The sequence below is a fragment of the Microbacterium sp. USTB-Y genome (assembly GCF_023703415.1).
In the GTDB taxonomy this organism is placed as follows: domain Bacteria; phylum Actinomycetota; class Actinomycetes; order Actinomycetales; family Microbacteriaceae; genus Microbacterium.
In genome coordinates this window covers 163,762-179,602 of the sequence record NZ_JAGMTU010000006.1, presented here as the reverse complement: position 1 = coordinate 179,602, position 15,841 = coordinate 163,762, and the positions used below count along the sequence as shown (strand labels likewise).

17 protein-coding genes are annotated in these 15,841 nt (G+C 72.2%); 10 read left to right on the top strand and 7 right to left on the bottom strand.

From position 1 onward, the window contains the following. Window positions 1–29: 29 nt before the first annotated feature. Entirely contained in the window at window positions 30–1,367 is a 1,338-nt protein-coding gene (locus J8G10_RS15800; protein WP_251447063.1) for a DUF222 domain-containing protein, read from the bottom strand. Between the two features lie 242 nt (window positions 1,368–1,609). On the opposite strand from J8G10_RS15800, the gene J8G10_RS15795 reads away from it, so the two are divergent. From J8G10_RS15795 to J8G10_RS15785, 3 genes are read left to right on the top strand one after another with little or no spacing between them, the layout of a single operon-like run. After that, window positions 1,610–1,834 (top strand): DUF3107 domain-containing protein, encoded by a 225-nt coding sequence (locus J8G10_RS15795; protein ID WP_251447061.1) that lies wholly within the window; start codon window positions 1,610–1,612, stop codon window positions 1,832–1,834. Between the two features lie 5 nt (window positions 1,835–1,839). Next, the gene (locus tag J8G10_RS15790) at window positions 1,840–2,127 is read left to right on the top strand and encodes a hypothetical protein (RefSeq protein WP_251447059.1); all 288 of its coding nucleotides are present in this window, start codon (window positions 1,840–1,842) and stop codon (window positions 2,125–2,127) included. Between the two features lie 7 nt (window positions 2,128–2,134). Next, window positions 2,135–2,656 carry a hypothetical protein gene (locus J8G10_RS15785; RefSeq protein ID WP_251447057.1) on the top strand — a complete coding sequence of 174 codons (522 nt, stop codon included), beginning with the start codon at window positions 2,135–2,137 and terminating at the stop codon, window positions 2,654–2,656. Between the two features lie 21 nt (window positions 2,657–2,677). On the opposite strand, the gene J8G10_RS15780 is transcribed toward J8G10_RS15785, so the two are convergent. Continuing rightward, entirely contained in the window at window positions 2,678–3,391 is a 714-nt protein-coding gene (locus tag J8G10_RS15780; RefSeq protein WP_251447055.1) for a ferritin-like fold-containing protein, read from the bottom strand. Between the two features lie 211 nt (window positions 3,392–3,602). Here J8G10_RS15780 and J8G10_RS15775 point away from each other — a divergent pair, with 211 nt between their 5' ends. After that, window positions 3,603–5,123, top strand: coding sequence for a DEAD/DEAH box helicase (locus J8G10_RS15775; protein ID WP_251447053.1), 1,521 nt, complete (start codon window positions 3,603–3,605; stop codon window positions 5,121–5,123). Between the two features lie 23 nt (window positions 5,124–5,146). Here the strand turns inward: J8G10_RS15775 and J8G10_RS15770 are convergent, their stop codons facing one another. After that, on the bottom strand, window positions 5,147–6,034 hold the full coding sequence (locus J8G10_RS15770; RefSeq protein ID WP_251447051.1) for a PHP domain-containing protein: 888 nt from the start codon (window positions 6,032–6,034) through the stop codon (window positions 5,147–5,149). Between the two features lie 98 nt (window positions 6,035–6,132). Here J8G10_RS15770 and J8G10_RS15765 point away from each other — a divergent pair, with 98 nt between their 5' ends. Beyond that, window positions 6,133–7,167 carry an endonuclease/exonuclease/phosphatase family protein gene (locus tag J8G10_RS15765; protein WP_251447049.1) on the top strand — a complete coding sequence of 345 codons (1,035 nt, stop codon included), beginning with the start codon at window positions 6,133–6,135 and terminating at the stop codon, window positions 7,165–7,167. Between the two features lie 18 nt (window positions 7,168–7,185). Here the strand turns inward: J8G10_RS15765 and J8G10_RS15760 are convergent, their stop codons facing one another. After that, window positions 7,186–7,581: a DUF3054 domain-containing protein gene (locus tag J8G10_RS15760; protein ID WP_251447046.1), complete on the bottom strand. Its 396-nt coding sequence runs from the start codon at window positions 7,579–7,581 to the stop codon at window positions 7,186–7,188. A gap of 241 nt (window positions 7,582–7,822) precedes the next feature. On the opposite strand from J8G10_RS15760, the gene J8G10_RS15755 reads away from it, so the two are divergent. Together J8G10_RS15755 and J8G10_RS15750 are read left to right on the top strand one after the other, a co-directional pair. Next, window positions 7,823–9,253 (top strand): aminopeptidase P family protein, encoded by a 1,431-nt coding sequence (locus J8G10_RS15755; protein WP_251447044.1) that lies wholly within the window; start codon window positions 7,823–7,825, stop codon window positions 9,251–9,253. Further along, window positions 9,220–10,164: a phosphotransferase gene (locus tag J8G10_RS15750; protein WP_251447042.1), complete on the top strand. Its 945-nt coding sequence runs from the start codon at window positions 9,220–9,222 to the stop codon at window positions 10,162–10,164. Before J8G10_RS15755 ends, J8G10_RS15750 begins: the two co-directional genes overlap by 34 nt. A gap of 36 nt (window positions 10,165–10,200) precedes the next feature. On the opposite strand, the gene J8G10_RS15745 is transcribed toward J8G10_RS15750, so the two are convergent. From J8G10_RS15745 to J8G10_RS15735, 3 genes are read right to left on the bottom strand one after another with little or no spacing between them, the layout of a single operon-like run. Next, window positions 10,201–11,391: a MalY/PatB family protein gene (locus J8G10_RS15745; RefSeq protein WP_251447039.1), complete on the bottom strand. Its 1,191-nt coding sequence runs from the start codon at window positions 11,389–11,391 to the stop codon at window positions 10,201–10,203. Continuing rightward, entirely contained in the window at window positions 11,388–12,092 is a 705-nt protein-coding gene (locus tag J8G10_RS15740) for an alpha/beta family hydrolase (protein ID WP_251447038.1), read from the bottom strand. Before J8G10_RS15740 ends, J8G10_RS15745 begins: the two co-directional genes overlap by 4 nt. Then, the gene (locus J8G10_RS15735) at window positions 12,089–12,829 is read right to left on the bottom strand and encodes a general stress protein (RefSeq protein WP_251447035.1); all 741 of its coding nucleotides are present in this window, start codon (window positions 12,827–12,829) and stop codon (window positions 12,089–12,091) included. The genes J8G10_RS15740 and J8G10_RS15735 overlap by 4 nt, the downstream gene beginning before the upstream one ends. Window positions 12,830–12,917: 88 nt before the next feature. Here J8G10_RS15735 and J8G10_RS15730 point away from each other — a divergent pair, with 88 nt between their 5' ends. From J8G10_RS15730 to J8G10_RS15720, 3 genes are read left to right on the top strand one after another with little or no spacing between them, the layout of a single operon-like run. Further along, window positions 12,918–14,186 (top strand): magnesium transporter, encoded by a 1,269-nt coding sequence (locus tag J8G10_RS15730; protein ID WP_251447032.1) that lies wholly within the window; start codon window positions 12,918–12,920, stop codon window positions 14,184–14,186. After that, entirely contained in the window at window positions 14,186–14,710 is a 525-nt protein-coding gene (locus J8G10_RS15725; protein ID WP_251447277.1) for a DUF1003 domain-containing protein, read from the top strand. The genes J8G10_RS15730 and J8G10_RS15725 overlap by 1 nt, the downstream gene beginning before the upstream one ends. After that, window positions 14,707–15,834, top strand: coding sequence for an Mrp/NBP35 family ATP-binding protein (locus tag J8G10_RS15720; RefSeq protein WP_251447029.1), 1,128 nt, complete (start codon window positions 14,707–14,709; stop codon window positions 15,832–15,834). Before J8G10_RS15725 ends, J8G10_RS15720 begins: the two co-directional genes overlap by 4 nt. Window positions 15,835–15,841 lie beyond the last annotated feature (7 nt).

Below are 15,841 nucleotides of genomic sequence, written 5' to 3'. Positions count from 1 at the left end.
GGGAACTGCGGCCGGGTCGGCGGCGCTGCTCAGGCGAGTTTTTCGGTGCGTGCTCTGCCGCCGGGGCGGGGTGGGGCACCGGTTCCGAGTGGGGGCAGGAACCAGACCTTCGCGTGGATGCCGGTGCCATCGACGCGGATGGTCCAGTCGTTGTCGTGGACGAGGTGGTGGCAGGTCTCGCACAGCAGCACCCCGTTGTTGAGGTCGGTTTCGCCGTGGTCGCGGGCCCACCACGCGATGTGGTGCGCTTTCGTCATCCCGGGTGGGAGCCCGCAGAACGCGCACCCACCATCGCGTTCGACCAGGGCGAGACGCTGCGCGCGACTGAACAACCGCCGATCCCGCCCCCAGTGCAGAACCTCCCCATCCTCCCCGCACACCCACCGGCTCACCCCGCCCCCGCCCGCCATGCGGCGCACCGTGTCCATGCTGACGGGCTGGTCGAGCCCGTCGATGAGCCCGAACCCGGTCCCGGCCTCCAGGTCGGTCGCGTTCACGCGGACGATCACCGTCGCCCCGTTCAGGGTCCCCTTGCCCTCACAGGTCAGGGCGTGCTCAGCGAGGTGCACGAGCGCGTCAGCCTGGACCTGGACCACCGTGCGCCGATCCGCGTCCGGCGCGTTCGGATCGCGGCCGTCCCGCTTCGCGGCGAACTCCGCCGACACGAACCCTCCGATCGCGGTCTTCACCGCCGCACCCCGCACAGGGTCCAGGACCGCGGTCACATGCAGCATCCCCTCCCGCTCGAACAGGGTCACCGACGCCCGGGCCCGCAGCTCCTCCTCCCGCGGGGCCACCCCGTCCGGATCCAGGTGTGCCTCCAACCGGGTGAGCATCCGCCGCACCTCATCGTGCGACAACCCCGGCGCCTTCCCGACCAGGAACTCCTCCGCCTCCGCGGTCTTCTCCCGCCCCACCCTCACGATCATCCGGTCCAGAAACCCCACGATCACCCCGGCCGTCGCCGCCCCGATCCGCCCCGCGACCAGCGCCTCCCGCACATGAGGGAACTTCGCCGGCAACACCTCCCCGACCAGGTTCGCCCGCGGCGCCGTCGCCTCACCGACCTTGACGAGTCGGGCCGCATCACCGGTCGACGCCCCGGTGGTCGTCGCGATCAACTGGGCCGTGTTCCGGAACCCCTGCTGCCTCGCCAACGACCCCGGCCCCAACCCCGGCCGGGACTCCTCCGCCAACCGGGCAGCCACCTCCGCATGCACCCCATCCGCGGTGCGCTTCACCCGCCCGATCGCCTCATTCACCGCCACCAACTGCGCCCGCGACAATCCCGCCCCGGACGCCGCCGCACCCCACGCATCCACCAGAAGCCGAGTGGCCTCCAGGAGCGGATCAAGAGTGCTGGTCATACCCCGATTCTACCGAGAATCGAAACTAGCTTCGAAAGTTATCCACAGGCATTCCCCTCTTGCTCTGAGGAGTCCCCGCGCGCAACGGCGACGGACCGCCGAAGAGGATCCGGGGCATCCGACCCGACAAGGCCCGGCACCGGGCTCCGCAATCGCCCTCGGCGAACACCGCCCCGCACACGATCCCACCCCGCAGAGCCCGCGATAGAGTGACGGAACCTCAACCTTTCAAGGAGCATTCCGTGGAGATCCGCATCGGCATCATCAACACCGGCCGCGAGCTCAGCTTCGAGACCTCGGCCGACGCCTCCGAGGTGCGCGCGGCCATCGCCGGCGCGCTCGACCAGGGCGCGAGCCACGTCGAGCTGAGCGACACCAAGGGCAACTCCTACATCGTGCCGACGGCGAGCCTCGGCTACGTCGAGCTCGGGACCGAGGAGTCCCGCCGCGTCGGCTTCGTGGCCTGAGCCCCGTGTACATCCTGCTCGCGCTGATCGCCGCCTGCGTGCTGGGCGTGATCGTGCACTTCGCGATCCCCCATCGGGATGTGCGAGGGGTCGCGCTCGTCCCGGCGGTCGCGACCGCGGTCGCCGCGGCGGCCTACACGCTCGGGCAGTGGGCCGGGTTGAAGGAGTCCAGCTTCTGGCTGTGGCTGATCGCCCTCGGCGGTGCGGTCGTGGTCTCCGCCCTCGTCGGAGTGGTCCTCACCCGCGTGCGGCACCACGGCGACGCGGTGCGGCGCGCGGAGCTCGGCGTCTGAGCCGACGGTGACGGCCTCCGCGAGCGGGGACCGTGTCCGCACCCTGCGCGGGATCAGGATCTGCCTCAGCATCCTCATCCTCGGACTGATCGTGAGCGGCGTCACCGCCTTCCCGCTGCGGGAGGAGCTCGGCCTGGCCGCCAGGATCCTGGACGGATCCCCCGTGTCCGCGCTCTTCCCCGACGCTGCCGGGTGGGTGGACCGCGTGGCCGCCGCCCTCGCCGACACCGGCGCGCGATACCCCTTCCTCGCCTACGGCACGGATTGGCTCGCCTTCGCGCACCTGATCATCGCGGTGGTGTTCCTGGGCCCGCTGATCGATCCGGTGCGCAACATCTGGGTGATCCAGTTCGGGGTGATCGCCTGCGCCGGGATCATCCCGCTCGCCCTCATCGCGGGAACGCTGCGCGGAATCCCGCTGGGGTGGCAGCTCATCGACATGTCGTTCGGGATCCTCGGGGTGATCCCGGTCGTCATCGCCTGGCGGCTGACCCGGCGCCTCGAAAGGCTTCCGGTCGAGGCGGGCTGAGCCCGTCGCCGGTCCCGCCTGCTAGGACGCGAGCCCCATCGCGTCCATGCGCCGCGCGTGGGCGCCCATCAGCTCTGTGAAGACCGGCTCGAGACGATCGTCCTCGGCACCGGGCAAATGCGGGCGCAGCGCGGCACGCGCGACGAGGATCGTGTCGCCGACGAGTCTCCGGCCCCACATCGACAGCAGGGAACGCCACTGCTCGTCGCTCGCGATCGTGGCCTGCACGATCCCGATGATCTCGTGGCGGTCGTCGGCCTCGGAGAGGATCGTTGCCACCTTCGCCCCGGTCTCGCCGTAGCTGGACGCGAGCGCGATGTAGAAGTCGTCGAGCATGCCGGCCGTGAGGTAGACCGCGAGCATGGTCTCCGCGATGCGCGGGCCGAGGGTCTTGCGGCGGAACGCGTCCAGCTGCTCCCGGAACGGCAGCATCACCTCGGTCGGGTCGTCCCCGTGCGCGGTGATGATGTCGACGATCCCGCGGTGCTTGACCAGGGCGGCGCCCGCGGCACGCGAGAGGATCTCCTTCTCCGCGAGATCGCTCGTGGCGCGGATGAGGCGCGTGAGCGTCTCGAAGTAGCCCAGCTGCAGATACGCGGCCTGGCCGAGGAAGGTGTTCAGCTCGGGCGCCAGCTCGGCGAAGTCGACGCGGGTCGCGTCGCCCACGTCGCCCCGGGAGCGGAGCACCAGGGCGCGTCGCGGCGCCTTGTCGCGCTGCCAGAACCACCTCACCACGCGCCCAGCCTAGTGGAGCCGCTCCCCCGGGATCGGCGGCGGCGCGCACCGTGCGCACTCCGCTCCCGGAGTCGGGGGCGCACTCCGGTAGGCTGGATCCCGCTCCGGCGACGGATCGGAGCCCCGCGCCTGTGCATTCGGATTCGGCGTGGACCCCATCAACGAGGCGGCGCCGCGATCGCAAGGCCCGCCGGACAGGCAATCAAAGACTGTGACTTCTTTCGCCGATCTCGGCATCGATCAGGACATCGTGGACGCCCTCGCGGCGAAGGGCATCGTCGACGCCTTCCCGATCCAGGAGCAGACCATCCCCCTGGGCCTGCCCGGCCAGGACATCATCGGACAGGCCAAGACCGGCACGGGCAAGACCTTCGGCTTCGGCATCCCCGTGGTGCAGCGCCTGGGCCTCGACCCCGAGCCCGGCGTCAAGGCGCTCATCGTCGTCCCCACCCGCGAGCTCGCGGTGCAGGTGTACGAGGACATGGACCTGCTCACCTCCGGCCGCTCCACGAGCGTCGTCGCGATCTACGGCGGCAAGGCCTACGAGGGCCAGATCGAGCAGCTCAAGGCCGGCGCGCAGATCGTCGTCGGCACGCCCGGCCGCCTCATCGACCTCGCCAACCAGCGCCTGCTCGACCTCTCGCACGCCACCGAGGTGGTGCTCGACGAGGCCGACAAGATGCTGGATCTCGGCTTCCTGGCCGACATCGAGAAGATCTTCTCCAAGGTCCCCGCGGTGCGGCACACGCAGCTGTTCTCGGCGACCATGCCCGGCCCGATCGTGGCCCTGGCGCGCCGGTTCATGACGAACCCGATCCACATCCGCGCGAACGACCCCGACGAGGGCCTCACCCAGGCGAACATCCGCCACCTGGTCTACCGGGCGCACTCGCTCGACAAGGACGAGGTCATCGCCCGGATCCTCCAGGCCGAGGGCCGCGGCAAGACGGTGATCTTCACGCGCACGAAGCGCGCGGCCCAGCGTCTGGTCGACGAACTCAGCGACCGCGGCTTCAACGTCGGCGGTGTGCACGGCGACATGGGGCAGGACCAGCGCGAGCGCTCCATGGCCGCGTTCAAGGCCGGCAAGCGGGACGTGCTCGTCGCGACCGACGTCGCCGCCCGCGGCATCGACGTCGATGACGTCACCCACGTCATCAACCACACCATCCCCGACGAGGACAAGACGTACCTGCACCGCGCGGGCCGCACCGGCCGCGCCGGCCGCACCGGCATCGCGGTGACGTTCGTGGACTGGGAGGACCTGCACAAGTGGGCCCTCATCAACCGCGCCCTCGAGTTCGGCCAGCCCGAGCCGATCGAGACCTACTCGTCCAGCCCGCACCTGTACGAGGACCTCGACATCCCCGCCGGCACCAAGGGCCGCCTCGTCACCGCTCCGGTGTCCGAGAAGCCGGCCCGCAAGCAGCGCGAGCCGCAGCGTGCGACCGAGGCCGCCGCCGAGGGCACGAGCGAGGGCACGACGCGCCGTCGCCGCCGCCGTCGCCGTGCGGCGGAGGGCGTGGGATCCACGTTCACCGAGGGCGCCGAGACCGCCGTCGCCAAGGGCGCACCGGCGGGCGACGCCGACCGCGGCGCGGAGGGATCCGGCACGCACGACGGCCAGGGCGCCGAGCACCACGACGGCAAGCCGGCCGCGCAGCGTCGTCGCCGTCGGCGTCGCCCCTCCGGGGGCGCGGCCGGTGGCAGCGCCCCGCAGACCGGGGCCTGAGGCTCCCTCCCGGTCGCGGGCGCTCAGCCCCCGACCGGGTAGACCGGGGCCGCTCCGGATCCGCGGTCGATGATCCGCTGCAGCATCGCCGGGGTCGTGGTGTTCTCACCCGGCACGTTGGGCTTGCCCGCCCCGTGGTAGTCGCTGGATCCGGTCACGATGAGGTCGTGCTCGGCGGCGATGCGGTGCAGCCAGGCCCGCCCTTCCGGGGTGTTCTCGCGGTGGTCGATCTCAAGGCCCGCGAGGCCCGCGTCGATGAGACGGCGCAGCGTCGCGTCGGTCATCCGCTCCCGGCCGGCCGGATGGGCGATCACGGCGACGCCGCCGGCGGCGGCGATCAGCTCGATCGCGGTGACCGGATCCGGCGCGTAGTGCCCCTCGTAGTAGCCCTCGCGCGGGTGCAGGATCCCGTCGAACGCCTCGCCGCGGTCACGTACGATGCCCTGCGCGACGAGCGCGTCGGCGATGTGCGGGCGCCCGACGGTGGCGTCGGGGTCGGTCTGCTCCAGGACGTCCTCCCAGCGCAGCGGATAGTCGCGGGCGATGTTGCGGACGATCCGCTCGGCCCTGCCGATCCGGTCCTCGCGGATCCGTGTGGTCTCCGCGACGAGATCCGGATCCGTCGGGTCGAACAGGTAGGCGAGCACATGGACGCTGCGCCACCCGTCCTTCGACGACATCTCCATGCCGGGGATGAAGGTCATCCCGTGCGCGGCCGCCGCGGCGGCTGCCTCACCCCAGCCCGCCGTCGTGTCGTGGTCGGTGAGCGCCAGGGTGCCCAGGCCCTGCTGCGCCGCCTGCGCGACGAGCTCGGCCGGATCCTCGGTGCCGTCGGAGCGGTTCGAGTGCAGATGCAGATCGATCGGGCCTGCGAACAGGGCGGGTCGCGGCGTCGGATCGGCATCGGTCATCCTTCGAGCGTAGCGATGCAGGGGCGCCACCGGCGCACGGCGCTTCCCCGGCTCCGCACCAGACGGCTCACAGACGCGGTCGCCTAGGCTCGAGGGCGATGCTTCGTCTGATCGGGATCCTGCTCACCGTCCTCTTCGCGATCGCTGCAGCGGTCGTGACCTGGCCGCAGTTCTTCCATCTGGAGCAGACGTTCCCGATCACGCAGATCGTCGCCTCCCGGGCGGTGCTCGTGCTCGCGTTCGCGGGCATCCTGCTGCTCGCCCTCCTGCTGATGCTCGCCCGGCCCCTGCGCGGGTTCGCGGCCTCGATCGCCCTGATCGCGCTGCTCGCCGGCGGCGCGTCGGCGGGGATCCTCGCGCTGCGCGGAGTCGACACCGCCGACGCGCTGCCGGCGAAGGCGGCGAAGAGCGTGCGGGTACTCGCGTGGAACACCGCGGGAGAGGCCGTCTCCGCGGACGAGATCGCCGACACCGTCGTCGCGCAGCAGGCCGACATCGTCGCCCTGCCCGAGACCACGGAGGCGGTCGGCGAGGACATCGCGCTGAAGCTGCGCGAGGCGGGGCACCCGATGTGGGTGCACCATGTGCAGTACCGTCCGGAGGTGACGCAGGGGCCGGATTCCTGGCAGACGACCGTGCTCATCTCCCCCGCCCTGGGCGACTACTCGGTGATCCCCTCCTCCGCCGACGGATCGAGCAACACGTCCTCGGTGCCCAGCGCGGTGGTCATGCCCGTGAGCGGCGACGGCCCGACCGTCGTCGCGGTGCACACGGTCGCCCCGCGGCAGGACGAGATGGACGGCTGGTCGCAGGATCTGCGCTGGGTGGCCGATCAGTGCCCCGCCGGAAAGAACGTCATCCTCGCCGGCGACTTCAACGCGACGCTGGACCACATGGCCGGCCTCGGCACGGCCGGAGGGGACCTCGGCGCCTGCCGCGACGCGGCATCGCGCACCGGCTCGGGCGCCGTCGGCACCTGGCCGACGTCGGTGCCCGCGCTCGTCGGCGCGCCGATCGATCACGTCATGGCCACCGAGCAGTGGCGGCCCTCCGGATCCGCTGTGCTCCCCGCCGGCGCCGGCGGGAGCGATCACCGGGCGCTCATCGTGCAGCTGGAGCCCGCGAAGTCCTGAGGCCGACCGGCCGCGCGCTCAGCGGCTCGAGCGCACCCGGGCGACGAGCGCCGCGATCCCGCGCCACCCGACGAGGAACACCAGCAGCGTCACCGTGGCGACGATGATGAACGCGACGGCGGTGGTGCCGCCCGCGAGGACGCGCAGCAGCATCCCCAGAACGACGGTGATCACGACCAGTCCGACGCCCGTGCGCAGCGGCGCGGCCGGCGCCCGCCACGCCCGCAGCACCAGCCAGCCGACCGCGAGACCCGCGAGGAAGGGCCAGGCCGTCTCCAGCACGCCCAGGGCATCGACTCCGTGCTCGTGGCTCGCACGCCCGATCGCGGCGAACACGATCACGAGCACGACGTCGATCCCCGCGGCCCACGGCCAGGACGGAGCGGATCGGCGGACGGAAGCGGCTTCGGTCATGCCTCCACGCTAGCCCGGCCGGCTGTGCGCTCGGACGGCCTCGGCCCGCGGACCGGCGTCCGCACGCGATGGGTCCGCCGGTGCTCTGCGCGAGGGAGTGTGTGACGATCAGCACAGCCCGGCACGATCTGCACACGGATCCGGCCGATCCGTGTGCAGATCGTCACAACGTGTGCGGATCGTTGCATGGCCGGCAGACGCCACGCGAGAGGGCGGGGCGACGCGGTGAGAGGATGGATCCATGACCTCCGAGCAAGACACGATCGAGCAGCCGGGCGACGCCGCCACCGCGACCACCTCGACCACGACCAACCGCCGCCAGCCCTTCCCCCAGGGGTTCCTCGACACGATCTCCACAGGCTGGGCCGAGCGACCCGAATCCCTGCCCGCACCGCGCGCGCAGGCAGAGTACGCGGCCGCCCGTCGCGCCGCCGTCTCCGCGGCCTTCCCCGGCAAGCGCCTCGTGATCCCGGCCGGATCCCTCAAGCAGCGCAGCAACGACACCGACTATCCGTTCCGCGCCCATTCGGCGTTCGCGCACCTCACCGGGTGGGCCGCCGACTCCGAGCCCGACTCGCTGTTGGTCTTCGAGCCCACGGCCGGCGGCCACGACGTCACCCTGTACTTCCGCGAGCGCGCCGACCGCACCACGAGCGAGTTCTACTCGGACGCCACGATCGGAGAGTTCTGGATCGGCCCGCGTCCCGCCCTCGCCGGCGTCGCCGCCGACCTGGCCGTCGCCACCGCGCACCTCGACGACTTCGCCGCGGGCGAGTCCGACCTCGTGGTCGACGAGGACGACGAGCTCACCCGATTCGTGTCCGAGTTGCGCCTCGTCAAGGACGAGTACGAGATCGCCGAGATGCGCCGCGCCGTCGAGATCACCGCGAACGGCTTCGACGACATCATCCGCGACCTTCCGCGGGCGGTCGCCCACCCGCGCGGCGAGCGCATCGTCGAGGGCGCCTTCCACCAGCGCGCCCGTAGCGACGGCAACTGGGAGGGCTACGACACGATCGCGGCATCCGGTCCGCACGCCTGCTACCTGCACTGGACGCGCAACGACGGCGCGGTGCTGCCGGGCGACCTGATCCTCATCGACGCGGGCGCCGAGGCCGACAGCCTCTACACCGCCGACATCACGCGCACGCTGCCGGTGAACGGCACGTTCAGCGACGTGCAGCGCCGCATCTACGACACCGTGGTCGAGGCCGCAGACGCCGCGTTCGCGGCGGCGCAGGTCGGTGTGCCGTTCCGCGAGGTACACGGCGCCGCGATGGACGTCATCGCCCGCCGCACCGCCGAGTGGGGCCTGCTTCCTGTCTCCGCCGAGGAGGCGCTCGACGCCGACAAGGGCGGCCAGCACCGCCGTTACATGGTGCACGGCACGAGCCACCATCTCGGCATCGACGTGCACGACTGCGCGCAGGCGCGGCGCGAGATGTACTACGACGGCCTCATCGAGCCGGGCATGGTGTTCACGATCGAGCCCGGTCTGTACTTCCAGATCGACGATCTGACCGTGCCCGAGGAGTACCGCGGCATCGGCGTGCGCATCGAGGACGACATCCTCATCACGGCCGACGGGCCCGTGAACCTCTCCGCCGGCATCCCGCGCACCTCGGCCGAGGTCGAGGCGTGGATCGCCCGCGTGCAGGGATCCGCGTCCTGACCGAGGACATGCATCCGGGGCAGCTCCGGGTGGGCGAGGCCGCCGCGGCCGCACGGATCGCGGCGGCCTTTCCCGAACTCGCGGGGCTTCCCGTGTCCGCGCTCGCGACACCGGGTACGGTGAACGCGCTGTTCCGGATCGGCGCGACGCACGTCGCGCGCTTCCCGCTGCAGCCGACCGCGCATGCCGAGATCGCCGCCGAGGTGGCCGCACTCGAGGAGTTCGCCGCGGTCGCGCCCTTCCCCGCTCCGGTCCCCCTGGGCGTCGTCGACGGCGACGCCGCCTACCCCTCGGCCTGGTCGGTGCAGACGTGGATCCAGGGACGCACGGCGGCGGAAGCGCTCCCCGACGCGGATCCGGGTCCGCTCCCCGGCCTCGCCGACGATCTCGCGCACCTGATCGGGGCCCTCCGCCGCGCCTCGCTGCGCGGACGCTCCTTCGACGGCCGCGGCCGCGGCGGAGACCTCCGCGTGCACGAGGAGTGGATGACCGAGTGCTTCGCGCGCAGTGAGCACCTGCTCGACGTCGCCGCGGCGCGCTCGCTCTGGGCACGGCTGTCGCGGATCCCGCATCCCGGCGTCGAGGTCCTGTCGCATCGGGACCTGATCCCGCCGAACCTCGTGCTCTCCGAGGACGGGCGGCTCGACGGTGTTCTCGACGGCGGGTCCTTCGGCCCGGCCGACCCCTCCCTCGACCTCGTGATCGCGTGGCACCTGCTCGGACTCGACGACCGGCGCCGGCTCCGTGCGGCCCTCGGCTCCGACGACCGCGAGTGGCGCCGCGGGGGCGCGTGGGCGCTGCAGCAGGCGATGGGCCTGGGCTGGTACTACGAGCGGACGAACCCGGTCATGGCCGCGCTCGGTCTGCGCACGATGGGGCGCCTGCTGGAGGATCCGGATCTGGTGGGCTGATCGCCGGATCGGCTGGATCAGCCCACTGGGCCGCACTTACACGGACCGACTCCTCATGGCATGCTCGCGCAGCGCGTCCGCCATCTGTCGAACGGCCTGCTCGATGATCGGACGCGGAGTCGCGAGGATGAAGCGCAGGTGGCCCTCCCCCGCCGGGCCGCAGGCCAGCCCGTCCGTCATCGCGACGCCGGCGTGCTCGCGGAAGAACTCGGCCGGCGATCCTTCGATGCCCAGAGCCCGGGCGTCCAGCCAAGCGATGTAGGTGCCCTCGGGGGCGCGGTAGCCCATAGCGGGCATGTGCGCGGCGAGCAGCTCACCCAGGACGCGCCGGTTGCCGTCCAGGTAGCCGAGGGTCTCGGCGAGCCACTCCCTGCCTTCGTCGAATGCCGCGGTCGTGGCGACGACACCGAGGTTCGCCGTGCCGTGCTCGGCCCACGCGACCTCGGGGCGCGCCCAGGTCTCGGCGTCGGCATCGTTCGTGAGGATCACCTGAGCCGCCTTGAGACCCGGCAGGTTCCAGGCCTTCGAGGCGCTCACCGCAGTGATCGTGTGCGCCGCCGCAGCGGGACCGGTGCTCGCATACGGCACATGCCGGTGCGGGGCGAACACGAGAGGCGCATGGATCTCGTCCGAGAAGACCCGCGCTCCGCGCCGTTCCACGACGGCGGAGACGGCCTCCAGCTCGGCCCGCTCGAACACCCGCCCGAGCGGGTTGTACGGATTGCAGAGGATCAGCAGGCCGCCGCCGTCCGCCAGCGCCCGGTCGATGCCGTCGAGGTCGTACACGGAGCGACCTCCGTCGACGAGCATCGGCACTTCGATGATCTCCCGGTCGTGCATCGCGGGGATCGTCAGGAACGGCATGTACGCGGGCGTCGGGAGCACGATCTTCGACCCGGGGGTCGTGAAGAAGTCGATCGTGGTGCGCAGCGCGGTCAGCACGTCCGGGACCGGGCGGATCCGCTCGGCGGGCACCTCCCAGCCGTAGCGGTCGCGCTGCCAGCGCGCCACGGCGTCGGCCATCCGATCCCGGACCGCCGCGGGCAGGTAGCCGGTCAGCCCCCGGTCGAGGGCGTCCCGGATCGCCGCATCGACCGCAGGCGCCGCAGGGAAGTCCATCTCGGCGACGAACGCGCCAATCGCCTCGGGGAAGACCGACCACTTCAGACTGCCGTTCTCCCGCAGCCGATCGATCCCGATCGCGTCCAGCTCCTCCGCCGTGCTCATACCCCTGCTGCTCCCATCCTCACGAACTCCGCGACCAGCGGTGCGATCCCCGCGCCCACCTCGGCGGGCGGGCGCTTGCGCCCCTTCACCTCGAACGAGTGCCCGCCGCCGTCGACCCAGGCGATCCGGGCGTCCCGGCACGAGGCGACCGCGTCCTCGAGCTGCGCGAGCGGCTGCACGAACGGGTCGTTCGTCCCCTCCACGAAGAGCTGCGGCTGCCGCACCGCGGGCAGGTGCTCGATCCGCGGCTTCTCCGGCTTGCCGGGCGGATGCAGGGGGTACCCGAGGTAGGCCAGGCCGGCGACGTCGAGACCGGGCTCCTCCGCGGCCGCCATCGACGCCATCCGGCCGCCGTACGACTTGCCGCAGCCGAACACGGGTCCCCGGGTGCGCCGTCTCGCCTCCGCGACCACGGCGCGCCAGGTCACGATGGCGTGCGCGGCCGGTCCCGGCATCCGCCGGCCGGCCTCGAGATACGGGAAGGTGAAGCGCAGGGTGTGCAGCCCGTCGGCCCGCAGCGCCGCGGCGAACCCGAGCAGGAAGGGATGATCCATCCCCGCCCCGGCGCCGTGGGCGATCACGACGAGCGGTGCGTCCTCGACGGGCGCCGCGAGCGCGGGTCCGAAGACGGCGGAGACCTCGACGCCACCCGCCGGAAGCGGAACCGGAATCGGGAACCGCTCCTCGGCGGACTCCGTCATCGTGAGGAGCCGTCGCCCGGCTGCTCGTCGCCCTCCGGCTGCGGGCCCTCGTCGCCCTGCGGGGCGCCCTCGGGCGCGGGGGCCGGGGTGACCGGCGGCGCGGCGACCGGCTCGGCCGGCACCGGGGACGCGGGGACCGCGGGGGGCATCGGCGGCATCGGCGGACGCTCGGGGGTCACGCGCTCGCCGTAGCGCGGCGGCTCCTCCACGCGCTCCCCGTACTGCGGCGGCTCGGCCGCGGTCGCGGACGGCGCGGGGCGCGGGATCGGCGTGACGGCGCGCCCCAGCACCTGGCGCGCCTTGCCGACGGAGTCCGGCAGCACGGTCACCTCGTAGTGGTCGGCCTTGAGCTGCATGACGCTCGCGTAGTCGCGGCGGCGGCGCACGATCGAGTAGGTGATGAGGCTGAGGATCATGCCGATCGCGACGCCGACGAACAGGATCCCGATGAAGGCCTGCATGGGGACCGAGGGGTTGCCCAGCACGAAGATCGCCGAGAGGAAGAGCCCGATGAGCACGCCGTTCACGGCGCCGGAACGCGCGGCGTTCGCATACCCGAGGCGTCCGGTGACGCGCTCCACCGTCTGCACGCCGACGCCGACGATCGCGATCGCCCTGGCGGGGATCTCGCCCGCGATCAGCTGCGAGACGAGCTTCTGCGCGGCCTCGTACTCGGCCACCGTGGCGACCGTCTCGCCGATCTCGCCCGCCGGACCCGACGCATTCATCATGCTCATCGGTCCATTGTTCCACGCGGCCGTCCGGAGTCCGCCGGATGCCGTCACCCGCCCCGGATCCCGAGGTGCAGGACAGTACGCTGGAAGCATGAGCACACAGCGGGTTTTCGTCGCGCGCCTGGCCGGGTGCGCCGTGTTCGACCCCGCCGGCGACCGGATCGGCAAAGTCCGAGATGTCGTCGTCGTGTACCGAAGTAGCGCGGCCCCCCGTGTGATCGGCCTGGTGTGCGAGATCCCCGGCCGCCGCCAGGTCTTCCTCTCCATCGGACGGGTCGGATCGATCAGCACCGGGCAGGTCATCACGTCGGGGCTGATGAACGTGCGCCGGTTCAAGCCGCGCAACGGCGAGGTGCGCATCATGGCCGAGCTCATCGGCCGCCGGGTCGACTTCGCGGACGCCTCCGGAACGGCCGTGATCGAGGACGTCGCGATCGAGCCGAACCGGCTCGGCGAATGGTCGGTCAGCCAGCTCTTCCTGCGCAAGCCGAAGACCAGCGCATCTCCCTTCGCGAAGGGTCCCACCACGTTCGCGACCTGGACCGAGGTGCGCGAGCATCACCGTCCCGGCGAGGCGCAGTCGGCCGAGCAGCTCGTCGCGACGTTCTCCGAGATGCACCCCGCCGACCTCGCGAACACGCTGCTCGACCTCCCCCAGCAGCGCCGCATCGAGGTCGCCGAGGAGCTCCCGGACGAGCGGCTCGCCGACGCCCTCGAGGAGATGCCCGAGGACGACCAGATGGACATCCTGGACCGGCTGGGCGACGAGCGCGCCGCCGACATCCTGGACCAGATGGAGCCCGACGACGCCGCCGACCTCCTCGCCCAGCTCCCCCAGGGCCGTCTGGAGCACCTCCTCGAGCTGATGGAGCCCGAGGAGGCCGAGGACGTGAGGATGCTGCTCCGCTACAGCCCCGACACCGCGGGCGGGCTGATGACGCCGGAGCCGATCATCCTCTCCGCCGACGCCACCGTGGCCGAGGCGCTGGCGCTGATCCGGCGGCACGAGCTGCACCCCGCCCTCGCCGCGGCCGTGTTCATCACGCTCCCGCCGTTCGAGACCCCCACCGGACGCCTGCTCGGAGTGGTGCACTTCCAGCGCATGCTGCGCTATCCGCCGCACGAACGGCTGGGCGCGATCGTCGACGACACACTGGAACCGGTGCCCGCCACCGCTTCCGCCGCGGAGGTGGCGCGCATGCTGGCCAGCTACGACCTCGTCTCGCTCCCGGTCGTCGATCAGGCGCACCGGCTGGTCGGCGCGATCAGCGTCGACGACGTGCTCGACTACCTGCTGCCCGATGACTGGCGCTCGCACGACGCGGACACGTCCGTCCCGACGCAGGGCGCGGCCGGATGATGGCGAAGTCGGGCCGCCGGGGCCTGGATCTGCCCCGCGGTCGCTCCGGCATGCTCGGGCGCAGCGCGACCTCCTCCGGCTCGAGCGACACCTTCGGGCGCTTCTCCGAAGCCTTCGCGCGCGCGATGGGCACCTCGGGCTTCCTCATCGGGATGAGCGTGTTCGTCATCGTCTGGCTGTGGTGGAACATCGCCATGCCCCGGGACTGGCAGTTCGACCCCGCCGCGACGAACTTCACGCTGCTCACGCTGATCCTGTCGCTGCAGGCGTCCTACGCCGCCCCGCTGATCCTGCTCGCGCAGAACCGTCAGGACGACCGGGATCGGGTCCAGATCGAGCAGGACCGCCAGCGCGCCGAGCGCAATCTCGCCGACACCGAGTACCTCGCGCGCGAGATCGTGGCGCTGCGGATGGCCCTCGAGGAGCGCTCCTCGCAGGGCGTCACCCGCGAGGTGCTGCGCGCCGAGCTCCGGGCGATGCTGAGCGAGCTGCGCGACGAGGATCCGGCGGAGCAGACTCCGTGACCGCCGATCTCGCCGCCGCGGTCCGTCGTGCCGTCGGCGCCGTCACCGACCCCGAGCTGCGCCGCCCGCTCGCCGATCTCGACATGCTCCGCGACATCACGGTCGACGGGGCCGTCGCACACGTCGGCATCGCTCTCACGATCGTCGGCTGTCCCGCGGCGACCCGGATCGAGGCCGATGTGCGCGCCGCGGCAGCCTCGGTGCCCGGCGTCGAGGGCGTCGAGGTCGCGGTCGGGGTGATGACGCCGGACGAACGGCGCGCCCTGACCGATCGCCTCCGCGACGGCAGGGCTCCGCGGCAGATGCCCTTCGGCCCGGACTCGCTCACGCGCGTGATCGCGGTCACGAGCGGGAAGGGCGGCGTCGGGAAATCGTCGCTCACCGCGAACCTCGCGGTCGCCCTCGCGGCCCGCGGCCGCCGGGTCGGTCTCATCGACGCCGACGTGCACGGCTTCTCGATCCCCGGTCTGCTCGGCATCGCCCCCGGCACGCAGCCCACCCGCATCGACGACCTCATGCTGCCGCCCGTCGCGCACGACGTGAAGGCGATCTCGATCGGGATGTTCCTGCGGGAGGGCGAGTCCGTGGTGGCCTGGCGCGGCCCGATGCTGCACCGCACGGTCCAGCAGTTCCTCACTGACGTGTTCTTCGGCGACCTCGATGTGCTGCTCATCGACATGCCGCCCGGCACCGGCGACATCGCGATCACCCTCGGCCAGCTGCTCCCGCACGCCGACGTGCTCGTGGTGACGACACCCCAGGAGGCGGCCGCAGAGGTCGCTATCCGCAGCGGCCTGGTGGCCCGTCAGACGGGTCAGCGCGTGATCGGCGTCGTGGAGAACATGGCCGCGCTCACCCTGCCCGACGGCAGCTCGCTCGACCTCTTCGGCTCGGGCGGCGGGCAGGCGGTGGCGGAGGCGCTCTCGCAGGATGCGGATCCGGTCCCGCTGCTCGCCTCGGTGCCGCTGAGCCCCGCGCTGCGCACCGGCGGTGACGCGGGTGTGCCCGTCGTGCTCGCGGATGCGCGCGACCCTGCCGCGGGCGCGATCCTCGCCGTCGCCGACGCGATCGACCGCGCGGGTCGCGGTCTCTCCGGCAGGCGGCTGCCGGTCAGCCCGCGGTGAGCGGCCC

What these genes read in the sequence shown, in the direction of transcription:
- J8G10_RS15800 (WP_251447063.1), bottom strand. Translation starts at nt 1,367, where the DNA reads ATGACCAGCACTCTTGATCCGCTCCTGGAGGCCACTCGGCTTCTGGTG.
- J8G10_RS15770 (WP_251447051.1), bottom strand. Translation starts at nt 6,034, where the DNA reads ATGACCGATGCCGATCCGACGCCGCGACCCGCCCTGTTCGCAGGCCCG.
- J8G10_RS15765 (WP_251447049.1), top strand. Translation starts at nt 6,133, where the DNA reads ATGCTTCGTCTGATCGGGATCCTGCTCACCGTCCTCTTCGCGATCGCT.
- J8G10_RS15760 (WP_251447046.1), bottom strand. Translation starts at nt 7,581, where the DNA reads ATGACCGAAGCCGCTTCCGTCCGCCGATCCGCTCCGTCCTGGCCGTGG.
- J8G10_RS15755 (WP_251447044.1), top strand. Translation starts at nt 7,823, where the DNA reads ATGACCTCCGAGCAAGACACGATCGAGCAGCCGGGCGACGCCGCCACC.
- J8G10_RS15745 (WP_251447039.1), bottom strand. Translation starts at nt 11,391, where the DNA reads ATGAGCACGGCGGAGGAGCTGGACGCGATCGGGATCGATCGGCTGCGG.
- J8G10_RS15740 (WP_251447038.1), bottom strand. Translation starts at nt 12,092, where the DNA reads ATGACGGAGTCCGCCGAGGAGCGGTTCCCGATTCCGGTTCCGCTTCCG.
- J8G10_RS15735 (WP_251447035.1), bottom strand. Translation starts at nt 12,829, where the DNA reads ATGAGCATGATGAATGCGTCGGGTCCGGCGGGCGAGATCGGCGAGACG.
- J8G10_RS15730 (WP_251447032.1), top strand. Translation starts at nt 12,918, where the DNA reads ATGAGCACACAGCGGGTTTTCGTCGCGCGCCTGGCCGGGTGCGCCGTG.
- J8G10_RS15725 (WP_251447277.1), top strand. Translation starts at nt 14,186, where the DNA reads ATGGCGAAGTCGGGCCGCCGGGGCCTGGATCTGCCCCGCGGTCGCTCC.